The 19,846-nt window shown below is 69.3% G+C and carries 15 protein-coding genes and 2 riboswitches; of the genes, 4 read left to right on the top strand and 11 right to left on the bottom strand.

Annotated elements, in window-relative coordinates; genetic code table 11:
* The first annotated feature begins 90 nt into the window (after nucleotides 1-90).
* Genes L7N97_RS12650 through L7N97_RS12635 form a run of 4 tightly spaced genes read left to right on the top strand, consistent with a single transcriptional unit; the run spans nucleotide 91 to nucleotide 2,767 of the window.
* Nucleotides 91-873 carry a universal stress protein gene (locus L7N97_RS12650; protein ID WP_237478627.1) on the top strand — a complete coding sequence of 261 codons (783 nt, stop codon included), beginning with the start codon at nucleotides 91-93 and terminating at the stop codon, nucleotides 871-873.
* 26 nt (nucleotides 874-899) lie between these two features.
* Complete coding sequence (locus L7N97_RS12645; protein ID WP_237478626.1) at nucleotides 900-1,670, top strand: universal stress protein; 771 nt, start codon at nucleotides 900-902, stop codon at nucleotides 1,668-1,670.
* Nucleotides 1,671-1,728: 58 nt separating this feature from the next.
* On the top strand, nucleotides 1,729-2,517 hold the full coding sequence (locus L7N97_RS12640; protein ID WP_237478625.1) for a universal stress protein: 789 nt from the start codon (nucleotides 1,729-1,731) through the stop codon (nucleotides 2,515-2,517).
* A gap of 25 nt (nucleotides 2,518-2,542) precedes the next feature.
* Nucleotides 2,543-2,767, top strand: coding sequence for a hypothetical protein (locus L7N97_RS12635; protein ID WP_237478624.1), 225 nt, complete (start codon nucleotides 2,543-2,545; stop codon nucleotides 2,765-2,767).
* 98 nt (nucleotides 2,768-2,865) lie between these two features.
* Here L7N97_RS12635 and L7N97_RS12630 read toward each other — a convergent pair whose 3' ends face one another.
* From L7N97_RS12630 to L7N97_RS12580, 11 genes are all read right to left on the bottom strand, one after another.
* Nucleotides 2,866-4,287, bottom strand: coding sequence for a hypothetical protein (locus tag L7N97_RS12630; protein WP_237478623.1), 1,422 nt, complete (start codon nucleotides 4,285-4,287; stop codon nucleotides 2,866-2,868).
* Nucleotides 4,288-4,412: 125 nt separating this feature from the next.
* Entirely contained in the window at nucleotides 4,413-5,666 is a 1,254-nt protein-coding gene (locus tag L7N97_RS12625) for a clostripain-related cysteine peptidase (protein ID WP_237478622.1), read from the bottom strand.
* Between the two features lie 256 nt (nucleotides 5,667-5,922).
* Nucleotides 5,923-6,888, bottom strand: a complete 966-nt coding sequence (locus tag L7N97_RS12620; RefSeq protein WP_237478620.1) for a hypothetical protein — start codon at nucleotides 6,886-6,888, stop codon at nucleotides 5,923-5,925.
* Between the two features lie 1,753 nt (nucleotides 6,889-8,641).
* Nucleotides 8,642-10,240 carry a MutS-related protein gene (locus tag L7N97_RS30255; RefSeq protein WP_237478619.1) on the bottom strand — a complete coding sequence of 533 codons (1,599 nt, stop codon included), beginning with the start codon at nucleotides 10,238-10,240 and terminating at the stop codon, nucleotides 8,642-8,644.
* A gap of 30 nt (nucleotides 10,241-10,270) precedes the next feature.
* Nucleotides 10,271-11,866: a MutS-related protein gene (locus tag L7N97_RS30250; protein WP_237478618.1), complete on the bottom strand. Its 1,596-nt coding sequence runs from the start codon at nucleotides 11,864-11,866 to the stop codon at nucleotides 10,271-10,273.
* Nucleotides 11,867-11,887: 21 nt separating this feature from the next.
* A riboswitch (Fluoride riboswitch) is annotated at nucleotides 11,888-11,947 on the bottom strand.
* A gap of 56 nt (nucleotides 11,948-12,003) precedes the next feature.
* Nucleotides 12,004-12,429: a fluoride efflux transporter CrcB gene (crcB, locus tag L7N97_RS12605; protein WP_237478617.1), complete on the bottom strand. Its 426-nt coding sequence runs from the start codon at nucleotides 12,427-12,429 to the stop codon at nucleotides 12,004-12,006.
* 566 nt (nucleotides 12,430-12,995) lie between these two features.
* On the bottom strand, nucleotides 12,996-14,894 hold the full coding sequence (locus L7N97_RS12600; RefSeq protein WP_237478616.1) for a DUF190 domain-containing protein: 1,899 nt from the start codon (nucleotides 14,892-14,894) through the stop codon (nucleotides 12,996-12,998).
* A gap of 32 nt (nucleotides 14,895-14,926) precedes the next feature.
* Nucleotides 14,927-15,007, bottom strand: a riboswitch (Fluoride riboswitch).
* Nucleotides 15,008-15,403: 396 nt separating this feature from the next.
* A complete protein-coding gene (locus L7N97_RS12595) occupies nucleotides 15,404-16,069 on the bottom strand; it encodes a fused DSP-PTPase phosphatase/NAD kinase-like protein (protein WP_237478615.1) in 666 nt (221 codons plus the stop codon).
* The gene (locus tag L7N97_RS12590) at nucleotides 16,066-17,232 is read right to left on the bottom strand and encodes an MFS transporter (RefSeq protein WP_237478614.1); all 1,167 of its coding nucleotides are present in this window, start codon (nucleotides 17,230-17,232) and stop codon (nucleotides 16,066-16,068) included. Before L7N97_RS12590 ends, L7N97_RS12595 begins: the two co-directional genes overlap by 4 nt.
* A 357-nt stretch (nucleotides 17,233-17,589) precedes the next feature.
* Nucleotides 17,590-18,717, bottom strand: a complete 1,128-nt coding sequence (locus tag L7N97_RS12585; RefSeq protein WP_237478613.1) for a potassium channel family protein — start codon at nucleotides 18,715-18,717, stop codon at nucleotides 17,590-17,592.
* Nucleotides 18,714-19,646 carry a MurR/RpiR family transcriptional regulator gene (locus tag L7N97_RS12580; protein ID WP_237478612.1) on the bottom strand — a complete coding sequence of 311 codons (933 nt, stop codon included), beginning with the start codon at nucleotides 19,644-19,646 and terminating at the stop codon, nucleotides 18,714-18,716. Before L7N97_RS12580 ends, L7N97_RS12585 begins: the two co-directional genes overlap by 4 nt.
* Nucleotides 19,647-19,846: the final 200 nt, after the last annotated feature.

Raw genomic sequence — 19,846 nt, 5'->3', positions numbered from 1 at the left:
GACAAGGTCGCCCTGAGGGCCGATGACTCCTGCACAACGTGACCCACCCCTGCCGGAGCGCGATTTCGGCCTGGCTAGTCGGAGAAGCCCATGTTCTTGCGGGACGTTACTGTCTACCTCGATCCCGGACCGGAGACTCACCGACGCCTCGGGATAGCGGCGACCCTGGCCAAGGCGCATGATGCGTGCCTCACCGGTGTGGATCTGTCCGCGGCGGTGTCCAGCCGGGTCGGATTCCGAGCCGCGCGTGGTGCGCTTCGCGCGGCGTTCCAGGCGAAGGCTTCGGAGATGGGCATCAGATCGATCTATCGCGAGGTCGACGTCGATGCGATCGAGGACGGCGACCCCCGGTGCGCCGCCTCGGACCTGATCGTCGTCACGCGGGGTGATGGGCGCGACGGGTCCTCCCCGTCGGCGGATCTCCCGGAACGCCTGCTCATGACCGCCGGCGCTCCCATCCTCGTCCTTCCCCGTGGTTGGGAGGGGTCCGGTCCGGTCGGACGCCGCCCCATCGTGGCGTGGGACGGAAGCGGCGAGGCGACCCGCGCGGCCCACGATGCATTGCCGCTCCTCCGGCGGTCGGAACGAACTTCGGTGTTCGTGTTCGAGGACGACTCGGACGGGAATGCGGCCGGCCTTCATGTCTTCGCGGCGCACCTCCGGCGGCACGAGGTGCCGACCGTCGTGATCGGTCAACGGAGTGGACCTCATGGGAGGGCCACCCCCGCCCTCCTGGCCCACGTCGAAGCGGAAGGTGGCGATCTGATCGTGGCCGGCGCCTACGGTCATCCACGGGTGGCCGAGCGCCTGTTCGGCGGGGCGACGCGCGAACTGCTCGCGGGAGCCCCGGTCCCCCTGCTCATGTCCCATTGACCGAGGTTTGAGGAGGGAGGCGCGTCATGTGTCTGGTGGACATGGTCCTATGCGTGGACTCGACGACGGATTCCTGGGCGGTGTCGTTGAACCGAGCCGTCGACCACGCCGCGGCACTGCGGGCGCATCTCGCCATCATCGACGTCGCCGCCCTGGACGACGCGGTCCCGAAGACCGATCCGCGCACCTTCGACCTCGACATGGAGGCGAGGACGGCGTTGCGCGGTAAGCAAGTCGACGGTCGCCTCATCCACGACGGCTCGGACGGAGCTTCCTGGCTCGATCACGTCCAGGCGTCGGACCTCATCCTGGCGTCCCCGGACGATCGTGCCTACCCCGCCGTCCCCTCCTTCCTTCCGACCCTCCTCAGGAGTTCGGGCGTTCCGGTGCTCCTCGAACCCGAACCAGCCCAAGGCTCCCTCCCCGGCCGGCGCATCCTCGTGCCGTGGACGGCGGATCGTGCCTGTGCACGCGCGCTCCATGACTGCCTCCCCCTGCTTCGCCGGGCGGAAGAGGTCACCCTGCTCCATCGCCGTTCCGACGGGCATGCGCCCCGTGACTGCGTCGAGGGAGTCTCCGACCACCTGGCGCGGCATGGGATCCGTTCCCGCGTCGAGTGGACCGAGGGCGCCGACGCGCTCGACTCCCACGAGTTGACGTCTCGGGCGTCCCGCTCGGGAGCCGACCTGATCGTGCTCGGCCTCGGCGGACCGTCGCATTGGCCGCAGCCGATCATCCCGGGCCCCATCGATGCGCTGTTGCACCGATCGCAGGTCGCTTTGTTCCTGTCCCCTTGAAGCCCCCCGGAGTCCAATCCGGTCATGGGAGGTCACCATGACGTCCACCATCCTCGCCGTGCTGGCGAGCCGGCCCGGCGCCCGTGCTTGCCTCGAGGCGGCGTTCGCCGCGGCCGCCGCCATCCCCGAGGCCGAGGTCTCGGCGCTCCACGTGCGGATCGATCCCCGGACCACCATCCTTCCGACTGAGGAGATGCTCACCGATGTTCGGCGGCGCGAGATCGAGTCGTTCGAGGCGAAGTTGCACGACGATCTTCGGGCGACCTTCGACGTCGTCTCCGACGCCCTGGGTCCCGCATCATTCCGCTGGGTCGACGGCCATGGGACCGAGACGGCGAGCGTCGTGGAGCATGCCCGCGAGGCCGCGCTGGTCGTCCTGGCGCTCCCACCTTCGCACCATGCCGGGGAGGCGCAGGAAGCGGAGCACGCCGCCCTGTTCGACGCGGGCAGACCCTTGCTGCTCGTCCCGCACGCCTACGAGCGGGCGCCCGTCCGACGGATCGCCGTGGCGTGGCACGACGACGAGAAGTGCCGGGGGGCCGTGACGGGGGTGGAACCCTGGTTGAGGCGTGCGACGACGGTGGAAGTCCTGGCGATCGGCGATGGCGACGCAAGCGTCCTGGAGCCGGCTCGCGCCCTCATGGACTCCTTGGAGGTCAAGGCGGATTTCAGGGTGCTCGACCGCGGTGGAGCGACGGTCGGCGAACGTCTCCTCTCCGAGGCCGCCCACGCCGACTGGCTCGTGATGGGGGCGTTCCGCCGCGGGCGTGTGCTGGACTGGTTCCTCGACAGCGCCACCGAGGTCGTGATCCACGACCTGAGGATACCGGTGGTCATGCGGCATTGAGGATCGGACACAAGGGACGGATGACATGAACGACGCAGCTTGGAAGTTCTGGGGCAAGCGGCACGGCGAGCTGTCCTGCTTCATCGTCGCGTGCGGCGACCGCGAGGAGGCCGAACGGCGGGTGGCCAACCATGATCCCTTCTTCGAGATCATCGACGCCGAGCGGGTGCCGGACAAGGTCCGTGCCCTGCTCGACCTCGAGCCGGGGCAGGTCAGTGGTTGGAGTTCGATGAACATGCGGGCGGCGTAGAGCGACCCCGCCGATCGTTCGGGCCGTCGCGTGACACCCCACCGGACAGTCGATCCGGACCGACCTCCGACGGCGGGCCCGCGGGCCGGTGCGGGGGATCAGCGCCGACGCCGGTCGGACGATTCGTCGACGGTCCGTCCCGGGCGCACCGAGTTGAGCGTGAAGGCGGAGGGCCCCGCGCCCTCCTGCGCGTCTCCGGACGCGATGCCCCGGATCAGGGCGGCCACGGTGGTCGGGTCGATGCAACGGGAGCGGTCCAGCCCCGCGCTCATCACACTCTGGCCACCTTCGATGTGGCCGAGGCCGATCCAGTGACCCATCTCGTGCAGCATGGCGTGCAGCAGGTCGACTTCTATCGCCCCGGTTCCGATCGGTGGAACGGAAGGGGAGCCCAGGAAGAACCGATAGTCGCGGACATTGTATTCGGTGAGATGCTCGTCCGCTCGACAGGCGATGATTTCAGGATCGTCCCCGCAATACGTCCGACCTCGACGCAAGGTCACCTGGATGGAGCTCCTGAGCCTTTCGTCCATCGTCTTCGGCGCGCAGAGCGCGATCCTGACGTTCGTCAGGACGGGTTTGTCGCCGCCGGCGACCTCCAGCGAACAAAGCCTGCGCAAGGCTTCGCCGTCCGGCGCCAGCGGTTCATAGGGCTCGAGGTCCTTCACCGCATGCGTCGCATCGTCGGGCTTCCCGGCACCCAGCACCATCGAGGGTTCGAGCTTGGACACGAGCTCCGCGTCCAGCGCACGCATCGCCGTGTCGCTCGCCGGCGATGTGGGTCCCTCCCCGAACTTGGTCAGCCACTCCGCCAAACCGCGACGCGCCAGGAGTCGGCCATCCAAGTGGACGACGGTCAACTGCTCCGTCCTGCAGGCGCCGCAGGCCGTCGCCCAGAGCGATACGGCCCTGAGGATGACTTCCTCTATCGCGGCACGCTGGGATGCGTCGAGCGGAGAGGCGGCGTCGTCGAGGTCCACGTCGAGGCGGACCTTGCCCGCGAAGCCGGTCCTGACGCGGCGCGAACGGAATGCCTCGTCGCTTGACTCCAAGCAAAGGAAACCGAGGGCGTTGTTCCAGGGTTCGGGGAGACGGGTCCAATCGGGATCGGCGGCTTGCCCGGGAACGCGCGACAATTCGATCCTCCCGACCTCGCCGCGTTCCGCCGTTGGCTCGGTGGACACCTCGACCCTCCACAAGGAGCCGCCCAGGGCCGCGGGGGCGCGGGCGACGAGACCCGGTCCATCGGCGCGCAACGGCGTGGAACGGCATACGCCGGTGAATGGGCCGTCGTCGGCCGTCTGCTTGAAAAGGACGTTGACCCGGGCGTGCGTGCCCCGCTTCATGCCGACCGTCCTGATCACCAGCGCGTCGCCGGCGGACACCAACACGACCCTCGTCGCGCCGAGTTCCCCCGCTGGTATCCCGAATTCCTGGATCGCCTCGATCTTTGTCGGACCCTCGCCGGATAGGTCGCAGGACGGAGGAGCGGGTTCGAGACCCGGGAGGATGATCCGCATCTGGGCGACCGAGCCATCCGGGACCCCGGCGAGGAGGATGACGAGGGCGATGCAAGCCCATCGCCCCCCGGCCGGGCTCGTAGCCCCCGGGGCGCGACACGCGCCGGGAGGAGGCCTTGGCGGGCTCATCGTGGCGTCATGAGCTTGGCGATCAGTTCGGACCAAGTCTCACGCCGCACGAAGTCGACGGGCCTGTCCTGGTTGCGCTTGGAGTAGCCGTCGTGGAAGTAGTCGGCCAGGAACGCCTTGCGCGACTCGGGGAAGTAGATGGCCAGTCCGTCGGAACCGTACGGTGCACGGTCCGACGGACGGGCGCTGCGGGTGCTCGCGTAGTTCGCGATCACGTGCCGCATGACGGCGCCCCGTAGGGCGCCCGCCCGCGCCTTGAGGCGGGCGTCGCGCGTCAGCGCGCCGAAGCGGTCGAGCAGCGCCACGAGGTCGACGGACGTGCGCATGGGGGCTCCGTACGACGCCAGGCCGACCCTGGCGGTCCGCAGTTCGGCGATTCCCTTTCCCCCGCCGAAGCGGAGCGCGTCCGCCAGGGGGGAGATGCCCGACAGATCCGTCCTCAACCCGGGGAGGCTCAGCGCCGACAGCGTGGTGAGGTAATCATCGCGGTACTCCTCGTGGTAAGCGTCCACGAGGTGAGTTCCCAAGGCTGCGGCGGAGGACTCGGGGTCGGCCACCAGGCGCGCCATCCAAGCGGCGTACGGCCACCCCGGCCCGGGCTCCAACTCCTCGCTGGCGACCAGCACGTCGACGGTCGGGGCGAACGCGTACGCGGTCTCCACCATCGCCATGAGGCAGGCGTCGAAGCCGAGCACGTCGAGTCTGTCGCTCCCGAACTCCCGGGCGACGACGTCCTGCACCTCGCGGTTGTAGAGGATCGAGCCCGTGTCGTCGTCGCTCGATATGGCGCGGAAGCCGCCGACGATCTTCGGAACGGCGCCGGGCGTGACGGGGGCGGCCCCGACCCCACTCGATGATCCCGCCGGAGTCGCTCCTCCGCCCGCGAGTTGCAGACGCCAGCCCTGGCCGTGGTTCCACATCACCAACATGTAATGTCGGGCGGGGAACTCGGTCCGAGCCCAGTGCAGGAACTCCGCGAGCGCCTTCGGCCTCCCCATGTCGACGTCGCCGCCCCCTGCGCCCACGTCGAGCAGGGATTGGGCGACGACCGGGGATGAGCCCTTGGAGACGAGGTATCGACGGACCCCGGACCAATCCCCATCCCGGGCGTCGGTCACGTGCGGTACCCTCTTCGGGCGACCGAGCTCGACGACGAAGTTGACGTGGTCGGAGCTGCCCACCTTGGCCATGTCGTGGAAGTTGTCGAGCGCGTCCGGCTCCAGGTTGTTCTTGCCGTTCATGAAGATCATGACGGTCCAGTCGCGCACAGGCTGCGCGGCGTGCGCGCTCGGGACGCTGTGATTCAGTGCGAGGAGCGCGAGGGCCGTCGAACGGGCGACCCCTTTCCTCCGTGTCGGTCGCGACGTCACCGGCATCCCTCCCCTTCGTGCGCGTGTGCCGTCGTGGCCGCCGCATCGCCGCGGGACGGTCCCGGACCGGCGCACGGCTCCGTGCAAGGTCGCGTCCAGCGGGTCGCCGTCGTTCCGGACGTGGCTCCGACGATCCTCACCTTCCCTGGATGGACGCTGCGACGGCGCTGCCGATCTGCGATGCCAAGTGGCTGCTGAAGGCGCTCGCGGACGGGCCGAGATTGCGGGTGGTCACACGCCCGGTCCGCTTGTCGACCCTCTTCTCGGTCGCGCCCGGTCCCACGGTGATCAGCAGCTCGTGGGTCCGGGTGCGGTTCAGGTCGATCAGGGGCGTCGCCCCCGTGCCGACGCGCACAAGGTTCCACGTGGCGGACAGGCTGCCGTCGGACACGATGAGGAACTTGTTGTCGTAGGTGGCGGAATCGGAGGTGAAGGACCCTTGCGTGCCGAGGGCGGCTCCCTCGCCGTTCTCCGACGAACGCGACGACCGCTGGAACGCCGTCACGCCGACGGCACCGGGCAACCACTCGCGAATCCCGAGGTTCCTCGCCTCGACGAACGGCGAGCTCGACGTCGGGGGACCGAGCAACTTGGTCGGTGGGGCGTGACACACGTCCGCCGGTCCGGCGTTCCTGACCAGGTCACGTGCAGTGTAGTAGAAGTCGAACTTGTCGTAATGGATGTTCTGCGAGGAAAGCGCGCCTCCGAGGCCCAATGCGAAGCTTTGCGGCACGGATTGTCCCAGCGCTCTCCCGGGGCTCAGCGGCTCCTTGATGGAGACGATGGGAGTCAACGAAGATTTCTCGTCGGCGGTCAAGGTGAGCGTGACCTGCACACCCCAGGAGTCCGGCAATGGGCCATCCTCGACGGAGGTGACGTTTCTCCGATCATAGAAGTAGGTGCTCGAGTTCACCCCGCGCGCCTCCAGCGCCGCCTCCCTCAATTCACAGAAGATCGCCCGCTTGACCTGCATCTCCATGTGTGCGGTCGCGAATGGATCGGAACGGTCCCAGATTTCCGGGAGTTGCGACACTCCCAGACCACATCCACCGGCGGGCAGCGCCAGGAGCAGGGTCAGCCAGCAAGCCCGTCCCGCCATCATCGACCCGACCTCCACGACGCATTCGCGATGGGCGCCGGCTCAGTCGATGAACCGACATCCTCGATGGATCGCGCCAAGTCGCCCAAGAATGCCTTAGCGTGTCCCGAGATACTGTCTCAATCGAGCCGCCAGCGCGGAGTCGGCCCTCGAGATCCGAAGCGTCAGGACGCCCGTCTTCGATGCTTCGGAGGACCTGGGAGCGGCTAGACGTACACAGTAATCGTCGCAGTCGGAGCCAAGACACTGGTGCACGCATTGCCGACCCGGGCATCTGGGATCCGGACAGGTGAGCGCCGTGCCGCTTGTGGGAACGAGGACTACGCCCAGGAGCATCAGGCAGGTAATGAGACGCATGCATCGCCTCCGTGTTGCTGCAACGTAGGACGCCTCGACCCCGGCCATCAATCATCGAGTCCCGCCGGATTTGAGAAGACGATGGGATGCGGCATTCTGGCAACAGTCATCCCCGGAGAGGTCCGACGGTCGTTTCGGGCCGCCTCGCGGGCACGGTGTTCTTCGCGACCACCACGGTCCTGGCCCCCGTGGTGCTCGGGCCGGACCGGCGCCGCCACTCAGTGGGACGTGCGATTCGCTCGCTCGCCATCCGCGAGCGACTGGGCGGCATCGAGGGCATCGGTGAGGGCGACGGCCACCTCCGGGTGACCCGCTCGCCTCGCATGTGCCCTGACGACTCGGATCAGGCCCGCGAGCCAGCGAGCGTGCTCCGCCTCGCGGTCGGCGGGGAGGGCGGTGCTGGCGGGCGGGGTGTCGTCATCAGCCATCCGGCGAGTATGAGCCGTCGGCGGTCGTTCCGAAACTATGATTGGTCGAACATGCTTGCGGCGCGCGGGCCCACGGCCGCACGTCCCGGGTCTCGGATCCCGGTGCAAGCATCCGCTCGGTCGTCTTCCCCGCGTCCCGGCGCCACAAGGACTTCGTGGAACGGCTGTCCGGCCTCGTTCGCCGCCTCGCTCGTCCAGCACACGGTGCCGTCGTGCATCGGAATGACTCTCGCCTGCGCTTCCGTTCGCGGGCTCGATGCCGGCGGGGACCAACGCGGGCCCGTGCGGAAGGGCGATGGATCCCATGTGCTCCGGTCGGTGCTCGTACGGGTTGGAAGTGTGAGCGCGGCGTGGGAGGCACTGGAGGATGGGCGCGTCCACGCATCCCACGGGCATCGTGGCCCGATCGCCGGGACGGCGATGGGCGGCCTCCACCGGATGCACGGATGCATGCGGTGGCACGTGTCTCAGTGCGTCGTCCGAGCGGTCCCGCACCGGCCGCCGCAACGATCGATGCCCTTTGCCGTTCCGCGATCTCCCGCACGGCCCCGCGAAGCGCCATGCAATTCATGGTGGCCCCAACCCCTTGGGCCATGGGACCTCGACGCGGGCGTCGTCGGCGTCCGAGCCCCGGCCCCCATGACGTGCCGGGACGAGCTGATGGCTGCATGGCGATTCGAGCGGGGCCGCCGAGGCCGCCTTGCGCAGCGCGAACAGGTCCGACGCCCACAGGATCTTCGTCGTGCCGTGGTAGGCCGTGGCGAACCCGTCGATGGCCGTCGGAACAGGCGGACCGTGGCGGCGACTTGCACGAACTCGGCCCTGGCATGTGCCCGTTCAAGTCGACGATCCGAGCTTCGATCTCCGCCTCCCCGAGGAAGGGCCGGGTGAGTGGTGGGGGGCTGGGACCTGGCCCCGATCATCGCCGACCGAGGCTTGCCGGGGCGGATGGGCGTGGGTGAGCTCGCCACCTAGGACGACGGCCGCGAAGGTTCCCCTTGGATCGTCCGTCCGCCCGCATGAACATGCCCGTGCGATGGGCCATGGTCCGATGGCAGGCCCTTGCCCGCGATCGGGCCGGCCTCGTCGAAGATCCTGGCGAAGAGGTCCGGGCCGTAGCTCGTCGGCAATGGGTCGGCTTCGGTGATCGCGAAGTTCCTTCCGCCGTCCACGTCCCGCCCGGCGCGGAGGAACAGCGTCGCCCGGCTCCCGCGCTCGTGGAAGCCCCGCGCGAAGGTGTACTGGTGCGTCACGAAGACGATCCGGACACCCCGTGCGAGCAAGGCCGACACGATCTGCCGCGCCACCTCCGAGCCTTCCCGCTCGTTCGTCGCGGAGAAGGACTCGTTGAACAGGACGAGCGAGTTCGGGACGAGCGCGTCGGCGATGCCCGACATGCGCGCGAGTTCCTCGTCGAACTTGCCGCTGCGGAGGGAGGCGTCCTCCTCCCGCCGGTGGTGGGTGAACACGCGTTCGGGCACCTCGGCGGCGAAGGCGTCCGCCGCCACGAACAGGCCGCAGCGCATCATCACGGCGGCTTGCCCCAGGCTGCGCAGGAAGGTGGACTTGCCACCCCGGTTGGCCCCGGTGACGACCAGCAGGTCCTTGCCGTCCGCCGCGAGGGCGTTGCCGACGATGCCGTGACCGAGGCTCAGGGCGAGGGACGCATCGCAGAGGTTCCGAGCCGACATGGAGCGGTTCCCGGGCGGTCGCGGGTCGGGCAGGCAGGTCGGGCATCCCGAAGCGGCGAGCGCCTCGTGCAGGTTCAGCGCTCCGACGCAGAAGGCGAGTTCCGCGCGCAGCATCTTGAAGAAGTCGACCACGTGCTCGACGGAGCGCGCCACGGCGCCGCTGGCGACCTCGACGCCGCGGTCGCGCAACTCGGACAGCGCGCGCGCCCCGCTCTCGTCGCGCGGCGCGAGGGTGAAGTCGTAGCCCTCCGGACCGCGGCCCAGGAGGTGCAACAATCGATCCCGTCTCAGGTCGGCCCTCCGCAGGGTGTAATCCCGCCCCGCATTCCCGGAGCCCAGTCGCGCGCTCATCAGCATCCCGCCGGGGAACTTGAGGCTGCCGAGGCTCCGGTTCACCTCGGCGAGATAACGCTCGCCGAGTTCGCGCCGGACTGTGCTGAAGAGGACCCCGAATCCCTGCGAGCGGAAGGATGGACCTTGCTCCTCGGCGACGATGCGGAGCCGACGAAGGTGGGCGACGAGTTCGCCCATCAACTCGATCGAGCGGGACAGCACCATCCCGGGCGAACGGAAGAACGCGCCGATCGCGCTCTTGCGCTCGGTCTCGATGGCGTCGATCGTCAGCGCGTACAGGTCCCGGACGAGATCCGGATGTGCGAGGCAGTCCCTCACCACGTCCTGGCGGTGGCGGATCGTCGCGAGGTCCGCGGTCCCGGCGAGGAGGACGCCGCGGGCGGCCTCCCGCAGCCGCTCGTCGCCCTTCGCCATCGCCTCGACGAGCGTCGACAGGCCGAGGTCGCGGACCAGGTCCCCGGTGCCGGGCGGGTCGGGGCGCTTCCAATCGAAATCGCGGTCGGGATGGAGGAGGAGGGCTTGCACGGCGGTCGGCTCCCGGAAGGGGGTCGGAGGTCAGAAGCGGAGCCGTTCGCTCAGCTCGGCGAAGGTCAGGCGATACTTCTCGGCCACGGACAGCGCGTAACTGCGCCCGTCGGCGGGCCGCCGGACGACCTCGAACGTGCGGCGCGCGGGGTCCTCCGGCACGACCGTGCTCACGGCGCTGACGATCGTCGGGCTCAGGCCGACGAGTTCGTCGAGGAAGGTCACCAGCACGCAGAGGCCGTCGAGGGCGACGATGCGACGGACCACCTCGCTGCCCAGGAACACGGCGTCGTCGAGCGTGGTCGAGCTGAAGATCTCGTTCAGGATGATGATGGATCCCGGCGTCGCCGCCTCGAGCAGGGACCGGACGCGGACGAGGTCGTCCTCGAGCTTGCTGCGGCGGTCGGCGACCTGCTCCTCGCGCTCGAAGTGGGTGTGGATGGCGTCGAACAGGTGCAGCTTGGCTTCCAGACCGGGCACCGGCAGGCCGAGGGCCGCCAAGTGGTGCATCTGCCCGAAGGTGCGCGCGAAGGTGGTCTTGCCGCCCTGGTTCGGGCCCGACACCAGGAAGATCCGTTCCCCCTCGTGTAGGTCGAAACCGTTGGTCACGACCGGTCGTCCCTCGCCGACGAGCCTGGCGGCCAGGACGACGTCGAAGGCGGCGCGGCCCCGGACGGTCTTGTCCGACGTGACGATCGGGAAGCAGAAGGGCAAGCCGACGCGCCGCATGGGCGCCACGGCCTCACGGTACGCGAGGAAGAATTGGATCTCGCGGTCTATCCTGACCAAGGTGCGGTCGACCGCGTCCCGGGCCCCGAGGGCGGCCGCGGCGAGGCGGCCGAACAGCTTCGGATGGAGCCTGGCCACGAACTCGAGGATCTGTTCCTCGATGGCGTTCAGTTGGGGCGCGTCCCGGGTTTCGCCCGGCCGTTTCCCCTGGTCGCCCTGGCGGAACTTGGCGAACAGCTCCTCGACCTCGGCTCCCTGGTCGTGCTCGCCGGCGTGTCGCTCCACCCGGAAACCGCCGCCGTAGACGCGCACGTCGTAGTGGACGGCCGCGAGGTCGGCCACGATGGCGTTCACCTCGCTCCGGAGGGCCACGTGACCATCGCTGGCGAGGAGGTCGGCGACGTAGGTCCGGAGGCCGAGGAAGGCCTCCGACGCGAGCGGGAGGGCGTCGAGCGCCTGCGCGAGGTTCGCCGTCCCGGCGCAATAGGCCTCCAGTCCCTCCAGCAGGAATCGCTGCTTCTGGAGTTCGTGGTAGCGTTTCTCCGTGCGGGCGAAGGCGTCCCGGGTGCGCCTCATGGCGGTCGCGAAGGCTTCGCAGGCCGCCGCCGTCCCCTCGGCCTCGATGTCTCGCATCGCGTCCTGACGATGGATCACGGCTTCGGAGGTGAGGAGGTGACGGTGGTAGAGGGGAGCGAGGTCGTGGAATTCCCGTCCCGCCGTCAGGGAGGCGACGAGCTGGTCGAGGGCGAGGTCATGGAACCAGGCGGGCTGGGGATCGTCCTCCGCCGGGATCCGGCCGTCGTGCCACAGAAGGCTGCACCGGTGGCCGGGTGAGTTCCCGGACGACGTGCCTGGGGCGGCGCGCGTCGCCGGGGTGGGCGTGGTCCTCGCATCCACGAGTTGTCTCCTTCCGGTTCATGTCCGGCAGGAGTCATCAGCCTCGCGGCGGTTGCGGGGAACCCCATCCCCTTCGGGCCCGGCCCGATATCTCTCGAACACGGTGCCGGCGCGCCGGTTCCCGTGGTCGACGCCGTTCACGCCTCCTCTTCCAGCTGGGCCTGGGCGATCTGGGCCGCACCGCCGTTCAACCGGGCCGCGATGGCGTGGCCCGCCGCGACGGCGCACAGGCAGAGGGCGACGGAGATCGCGACGTTGAGGCAGCCGCGCACGATCGCGTCGGTCCTGAGCAGGTCCAGCGTCTGCAGCGCGAACGATGAGAAGGTGGTGAATCCACCGCAGATGCCGACCATGACGAACAGGCGGGTCGTCTCCGACACCGGGTATCGCCCGCTCGCCAGGGTCAACGTGCCGAAGAACCCGATGACGAACGAGCCGAGCACGTTGATGACGATCGTCCCCCAGGGAAGCTCCTGGCTGACCGGCGCAAGGAGCAATCCCAGCCCGAAACGGCAGAGCGTACCGAGCGCTCCGCCCACGGCGATCAGCAGATATGTCGTCATCGGGTCCCCTTGCGCGATGCTGGTGGCGAGGTCCGGTCCTCGATCCGTGGTTTCGGCGTCGGATGCCGCCCCGACCCTCGCGCCGTCCGAGGGTCGCGCGTGGTCCTGCGTGGGCCGCGGGCCGACCCTCCGCCGGCGCCGTCGTCGTCGCCGGAGGGCTCGGACGGCAGCCTATCCCTCGAGGCCCACGCCGTCCGCACCCCGGGCCACGCGGGCCCCGACCGATGTGGGCGGGCCCGGCCCTCGTTCGATCCGTCGACCGGCGACGTCCACCGCGCCCTCGAAACACCGATCGTCGCCTCGATGCGTCGTGCGTCCGTCGACGTCACCCGGCTCCCTCCGTCCGGTTCAGGATGCAAGCAGGTCCTCTCAAGGACGAGGTCCGTCGTGGCCCATCCACGCAAGAGCAACGCTTCGGCTGGAGGCCCCTCCCCCATCGACGAGCCGGGCGCGGAAGTCGCCGCCATCCTGGCGATGCTGCTTCCGGGTCTCTGGATCGTGCGCCGCTCCGCCGTGGGGCGTGACGACATCGACCTCCAAGCCGGGAGCATGCGACGACCGCACGTTCACTCGGTTTCGAGTTCCCCGAGTTCCGAGACCTCGGTCTCGGACAGTTCGGCCTCGCCTCCCACATTCGGGGCGGAACCGATCTGCCAGTGCTCGAGGTGCTTGTAGACCATCACCTTGTCCCGCAGCAGCTCGCCGTGGCGGCGGCAGAAGGTCTCCAGCATGACCTTCGGCCCGATCATCTCGACGCACATGGTGAGGTCGACGTTCATGCCCTCCGTGTCGCGTTGACGGACCTCGCCACCGTTGCTGAATCCGTAATGCGTGTGGTGCGCCACGGCGTTGACGAGCCCCGCCCGCTTCGCCTCGTTGACCAGTTCCTGGTACAATGGGCGACCCGAGAAGGCGGCCTTGAGCCGACTCTCGCCCGTCTTCCTGAACCGCTCCTTGGGCGTCATGTAGACGCGCAACATCCCGATCTCCTTCGCGGTGACGTGGTGTTTGTGCGGCATGTCGATCTCATCCTCGAGTTCGTAGGCGTCATCGTCGGCCCCGACGCCGAAGATCGCGTCGCGGGCGCCGAAGCGGGGCGGTGAGAGTTCGCGCACGTGGCGCAGGGCGATGTCGGGCGGGATGAAGCCCGCGCCGCTCTTCGGCACCGCCAGCCTCTGCGCCAGGTAGATGCCCGAGTGGCCGCTGCAGAGGTACGCGACGAAACAGGCGACGGCGACGTAGGGGGCGTTGGAGGCGCCGAAGAGCTCGATGCCCATGATCGTGCAGGCGATGGGCGTGTTGGACGCCCCCGCGAAGATCGCCACGAAGCCGAGGCCCGCGAAGAGGTCGACCGGGGCGTCGAGGAGGGCCGAGAGGGCGTTGCCGAGCGCGGCCCCGATGAAGAACAAGGGGGTCACCTCGCCTCCCTTGAAGCCGCTGCCCAGGGTGACGACCGTGAACAGGATCTTCCAGGCCCAGGCCCAGGGGAACACGCGGCCGCCGAAGAACGCCACGATCGAGGCGTCGCCGGGGTTCGGCGACGTCACCCCGAGGCCGAGGTACTCGCGCGTGCCGATCGCGTGGGTGAGCCCGATCACCAGCAGGCCGCCGATGACCGGCCGCAACCATGCGACGGGGCACAGCCTCTTGAAGGTCGAGCCGAAGGAGTGCGACGCCTCGGAGAACGCGAGGCCGGCGAGGCCGAACGCGACGCCCGCCAACGCGACCTTGACCAGGAGCGCGACGTGCGACGCGACGCTCCCGCCATGCGGGCCGGCGACCTCCGAGAAGGCGATGTGGTAGGCGACGTGGGTGATGCCCCAACTCTGGCAGGTCCAGTCCCCGATCAACGCGGCGAGGACGCACGGCACGAGGGCCTCGTACTCGACCCGGCCTACGGCGAGGACTTCGAGGGCGAACACGGCGCCGGCGACGGGGGTCCCGAAAACCGCCCCGAACCCGGCGGCGATGCCGGTCGTCAGGAGGATCCTGAAGTCCGCCGGGGTCAATCCGAGACGCTGGCCGAAACCGCTCGCGATGGTGCCGCCCAACTGCACGGCGGTCCCCTCGCGACCCGCCGACCCGCCGAACAGGTGCGTGATCAGGGTCGCGGCGACGATGAGGGGCGCCATCCGTAGGGGGACGCCGCCGCCGGGCTCATGGATGCGGTCGAGGATCAGGTTGTTGCCGCCCTCCGCGGGCCGACCGACCCAAGCGTAGGTGGCGCCGATCGCCGCCCCCGCGAGCGGCAGGCCGTAGAGCAACGCCGGGTGCTCGAAGCGGGTCTCCGTCGCGAGGTCGAGTAGCCAGAGGAACGCCGCACAGAAGCTCCCGACGGTGGCGGCCATCGGGACGGTGAGGCCGATCCACTTGACCGCGACGACGACGTGGGCGACGCGCGCGAGGAGAAGGGAGAGGGAGGCACTCCACGCATGGACGACGGACGTGGCCGTCCGGCGCGACAAGGCATTCGTCAAACGGATTCCCCCTCACGGCGTGCAAGGTAGGAATCATCAGCTCGTCGGGGAGCGGTTCGACCCCGGGAAGGGTCCGGCAGAAATCCATTGCCGCGAGGGTGTCTAACGAGGAAGGGCCGATTCGTAAAGCCCCCTCGGTCCCATATGCCCGAGCGCCGGCCCCGACGTCCGTTCCCCGGTCGCTCCGTCTCGAGGATGAAGGTGGAGTGGATCCGAAGCGCACCCCGCCGGAGATCGTCGTCGCCGGAGTTGACCGCGGATCTCGCCGCGATGGTCTCGCGGACGCCGGTCCCACGCACGTCGAGCCCGGTGAGGTCGCGGCGTCTCTTTCGGGGCCCTCGATGCGTGCCCGTCCACTTGGTGGTCGGCCTCGGAGCCGTCGCGATCCCCTCTCGGCGACGAACCCTGCCGGCGTCAGGTCCCGATCGATCCGAGGTCTCCCGGAGCCACGGTCCGGGGCGTTCCGACGAGGTTCGGGCGCACGTCGCCGGACCACGTCACCCTCCGGCCGCTTCGAACGCCGCCGAATAGGCGGCGAACGCGCGATCCATCGCGCCCGACTTGCTGGTCAGCCATGGGAAGTGCCCGTAGCGGAACGACAGCTGTCGATCCGCTGTGGCCGGCGCCCTGTGCATGACGGCGAGTTCGTAGAGGGCCGACGCCAATCCCGAGCGGTCGGCGCCGGCGTCGCAATGGAGGAGCAGAGGTCTGGGCGACGTCCGCAGGACCTCGATCAGGCGCGCCATGGTGACCGCGTCCGGCTCGTGGGCCGCCGAGAGCTGGATCGACACGAGGGTCGCCCCCGCTTCCGAGACCGCCCCGATCTCGGCGTCGTACCATCCCTTGCCTGGGTTTTCGCCGCGGAGGTTCAACACGGTCCTGATGCCGTGCTCGCGCACGAAGCTCGACAGCCGCTCCGGGCCTAACTGGCCGGATCGGTACATCCCACCGTCGAATTCGTGGATGTTCCCCGAGAGCCTTAGCCAACCGGCCCATCCCCCGGCCGCGAGGCCGACCGAGAGCACGACGGCCATCGCACCGGCCAGGCCCGTCCGCGATCGCCGCGGGTGTGCGTCGACGGGGCCTCGGTCGGGCTCCTTCCATGCCCGGACGTCCACGTCCGCCTCCCTCATCGGCAGGTCATGCGGGACGCGTCCGCTCATCGGCCGGCGTCCCGGTGCCGTCCCACCCACAGGAACGTCGGCACCGCGGCGAGTTGGAGGACGACGCAGAACGCGACGGTGGCCGGGATCGATCGTTCGTAGAGGAAGCCGATCGCGGCGCTGCCGAGGAACCAAGCCACTCCGTAGCCGGCCGTGAACAGACCGAACGCGGTCGCGCGGCGTCCCGCGGCCACCATCGGTGCGACCGCGGCCGGGATGATGGATTCGTGGACGCCCATCCCGATCCCCCAGACCACGGCCCCGACGAGCGCGACCCGGAAATCCCCCAGGAAGACCAGGGGCGCGAAGGCCGCGGTGACGGCGGTGAGGCCGACCAGCACCTTGAAGCCGAACCGGTCGAAGAGCCTGCCGAAGACGAGGGATCCGGTTCCGCTCACCGCCATCGCGATCGCGTAGAACACCGCGATCCATTCCCCCGGAACGACGTGCGCCTTGTCGAAGTGGTATGCGATCAGGGGATAGTCTGCGAAGCCCGCGGCCACGAGCGCGGCGCCCGCGAGGTAGGTCCAATAGATCGGGGGCAACCGCTCACCCGCCCCATCCTTCGCTCCCTCCTCCATGTTCCGCGGGTCCGGGTAGAGCCGCGAGGCGACGACCACCAGCGTCAGGTTCGCCGCCGCCGGAATCAGGAGGACCGCGAAGGCACGGTGGTAGTCGCCGTGCCCGGCCAGCACCGCCGCGACGGCCAACGGCCCGAACATGGCGCCGAACTGGTCCATGGCCTCGTGGATGCCGAACACATACCCGAAGCCACCCACGCGCTTCGCGGCGTGCGACAGCATGACGTCGCGGGGCGGGTTGCGGATCGCCTTGCCGACCCTTTCGAGGATGATGAGCGCCGCCGCCTCGGGCCAATTGCTCGTCAGGGCGAGCAGGGGCACGGAAGCCATCTGCACGACGTAACCGGAGATCGTGATCGGCCAGTAGCGCTGCGTGGCGTCCGCCAGCCGTCCCGACGCGAGGCGCAGGCCGTAGCCGAGCAGCTCCCCGATCCCGGTCACCACGCCGATCACGAAGGCGCTGGCTCCGAGGACGGCGAGGTACGGCCCCAGCACGCTCCTCGCACCCTCGTACGTCAGGTCGGCGAAGAAGCTGAGGACCCCGATCACCAACACGAACCGGAACGCGGTGCGTCCGGACACCGGCGCCTCGGGACGATGCTGCTTCATGTTCGACGCGATCATCACCTATGCCCTGCCCTGTCCCGCGGCCCCGGCCGGTGCGACGATCCCGAGCGGGGACGTTCCTCCACCGGCCGGGATGTCGTGCTGGCTTCATCCAGGTGCATCATGTAGCATTCACGACATCCCGTCCACGTCTCTCCGACGAGCGAAGGGCTGTTCGGGGCGCCCGCCTCCAAACCGGGCTACGGAGCTTCCAGCCTCCCGCGTCCGGGGATGGGAGGTTCGAACCATTCGACGCGACGCCGCCCGATCGCTTCGCCTCGCGAGGACTGGCGTCCCTCCGGGGCAGCGCAGGCTCGTGGGACGGGGTCGGACCTACCCGGCGGGATCCCGTGTGAGGCGACGGATCAGGCTCGATCGGTCGTCGGTCGTGGACGACTCGGGATCGAGGTCACGCCAGGGGACCACGGGCAGGAGCAGGTACGACGACAACCTTTCCAGCAGAGGTTCGTACGTGGCCCGCAACGCCGCCATGAGTTCGACCCGGGAGTGATCGACGTCCCAGGTGCAGCCCGCCGACGACAGGGCGACGGCCAGGTCGCCGATCTGGGCGGCCGAAGGAAAGCGCCCCGCCTCGGTCGTGCCCCGCACGGCGATGTGGAGCGAGCCGCCGATCTCCGAGAGGACGCGCCTCGCGGCGGCGAACGTCGCCGACGCCTGCAGGTGCGGTGGTCGCCCGCTGGCGATGAGGAGGACGCAGCAGTCGAGGATCATCGCGAGCGACGCCAGCCACGAGTGCCCACGATGTTGGGATCGGTAGAAGGCCAGCATCGGGTAGGACGTGTGGCTTTCGATCAACCGCGCCGCCCACAGCTCCCACTCGGCCAACCATGCATCGAGCGAACCGCGATCGGCTTCGGTCGCGAAGCGCAACAGCATGGTGGCGCCCGAAGCCGGCGTCCCGGCGCGTGCGTCGAGGCGGATGAGTTGGGTGTCGCGATCCGAGAAGTGCTGGTGCAGCACCGGTAGGTAGCCGATGGTCAGGGCGACGAAGCCGAACCCGACTCCCGCCTCCAGGATGACGAGGATGCGCGACAGCGCCGTGCGTGGGACGACGTCGCCGTACCCCAGGGTGAAGAAGGCGTCCCCGCTCATCAGCATGCGGCTGGCGAGGGTCGTCGACCCATCCGCCGGGGGACCGGCGTCCGTACCCCATTGCATGAGGCCGAAGCCCACGATCAGTCCCGACGCCCAGAAGGCGAACAGGAGCACCATGGACAAGGGACCGTAGATGGACAGGTAGTCCTCGCGTTTGGGACCCACCGGCATCCTCCGCCCCACCGCGCCCCATGCGCACCACGTGACGACGAAGAAGGCGCGCATCAGGCGCCAGCGCCTGAAGACGCGGCGTGGCAGGAGGACGACCTCGAAGGCGTCCTGGAGCGAGATCAGCACGACGACCGCGCCGAGCAGCGACGCGGCCGCCCTGGAGGGATCGATCATCGCATGCTCCCCGATCGGTCCTCGTCCGTCGGAGGGCCGACGTGCGCCCCCGGCGCGAGGTCCGTCGACGTCCCGCCTGCGATGTCGGCGCGCAGGCGTCCGAGGCGTCGCAGGTTCTCCAGGCTTTCGTCGGGTCTCCTGGCGGCGGCCCCGACGAGCAGGGCCTCGACGAAGCCCAGGGTGGCGGTGTGCATGCTCAGCATGTCCGCCCGGCCGCGGGCGACGAGCAGGACGGGGTCGAACGGCTCACGGAGTCGGGGGTCCAGGTCGTCGGTCACCAGGGCGCGCCTCAATCCGAGGCGTTCGGCCTCGCGGAGCAGCGCCACCAGCTCCGCGTATCCGGTGCCGTAGGCGAAGACGACGAGCGCGTCGCCCGGCCGGAGGCGATTGAGGTCGTCGGCGCACAGGATGCCCGTCCGCGTGCAACTCCAGGCGTCGAAGCCGAAGCGTGACAGCTGCGTGACGAGGTAGTCGGCCACGGCGCTCGTGGGACCGATCCCGAAGGTGACGACGCGCTTGGCTTCCACGACCAGGTCGACCACGCTCCGGAAATCGGCGGCCGGCACGTCGTGGGTCATCTTCGTCAGGGCCCGGACATGCTGGGCGACCGTGCGACCGAGGATCGACGTCGGGTCCCGCACCACGTCATCCAAGGTCGCCGCCAGACGATCGGCCTGCGAGGGTTCGGCCCTCATCTCGGAGGCCATGGCGAGGCGCAACTCGTCGAACGTCGAGTAACCGAGCGCTCGGACCGTGCGCACCACGGTGGCGTCGCTCGTCCCCGCCTTCTTCGCCAGCGCCGAGGCGGACGCGAACAGGATCTCCTCCCGACCATCCCGGAGAACATGCGCCACCCGGCGCTCGGCGCGGCTGAGGGCGCCCATGTTGCCCGCGATGCGGGCGGTGAACGGCGCGGGGGGGTTCGACATCGAGGCTTTCAGATCGGACGGACTTCGTCGATGGCGAGGGCCTTCGACGGATCGCGACCATCCGTCCCCGTCGACGGCCGAGCCTGCGATGGATGGAGATCGGGAGGGTTCCAAGCGCTGGTGGAAGCTAGCATCTGTTGGATGACGGGTGCCGGAATCGGTGAGGGCTCATGATCCCACTTCCATGTCCGACAGTCACC

The organism is Lichenibacterium dinghuense, from assembly GCF_021730615.1.
Classification (GTDB): domain Bacteria; phylum Pseudomonadota; class Alphaproteobacteria; order Rhizobiales; family Beijerinckiaceae; genus Lichenihabitans; species Lichenihabitans dinghuensis.
This window is presented reverse-complemented; position numbering and strand designations above follow the sequence as displayed.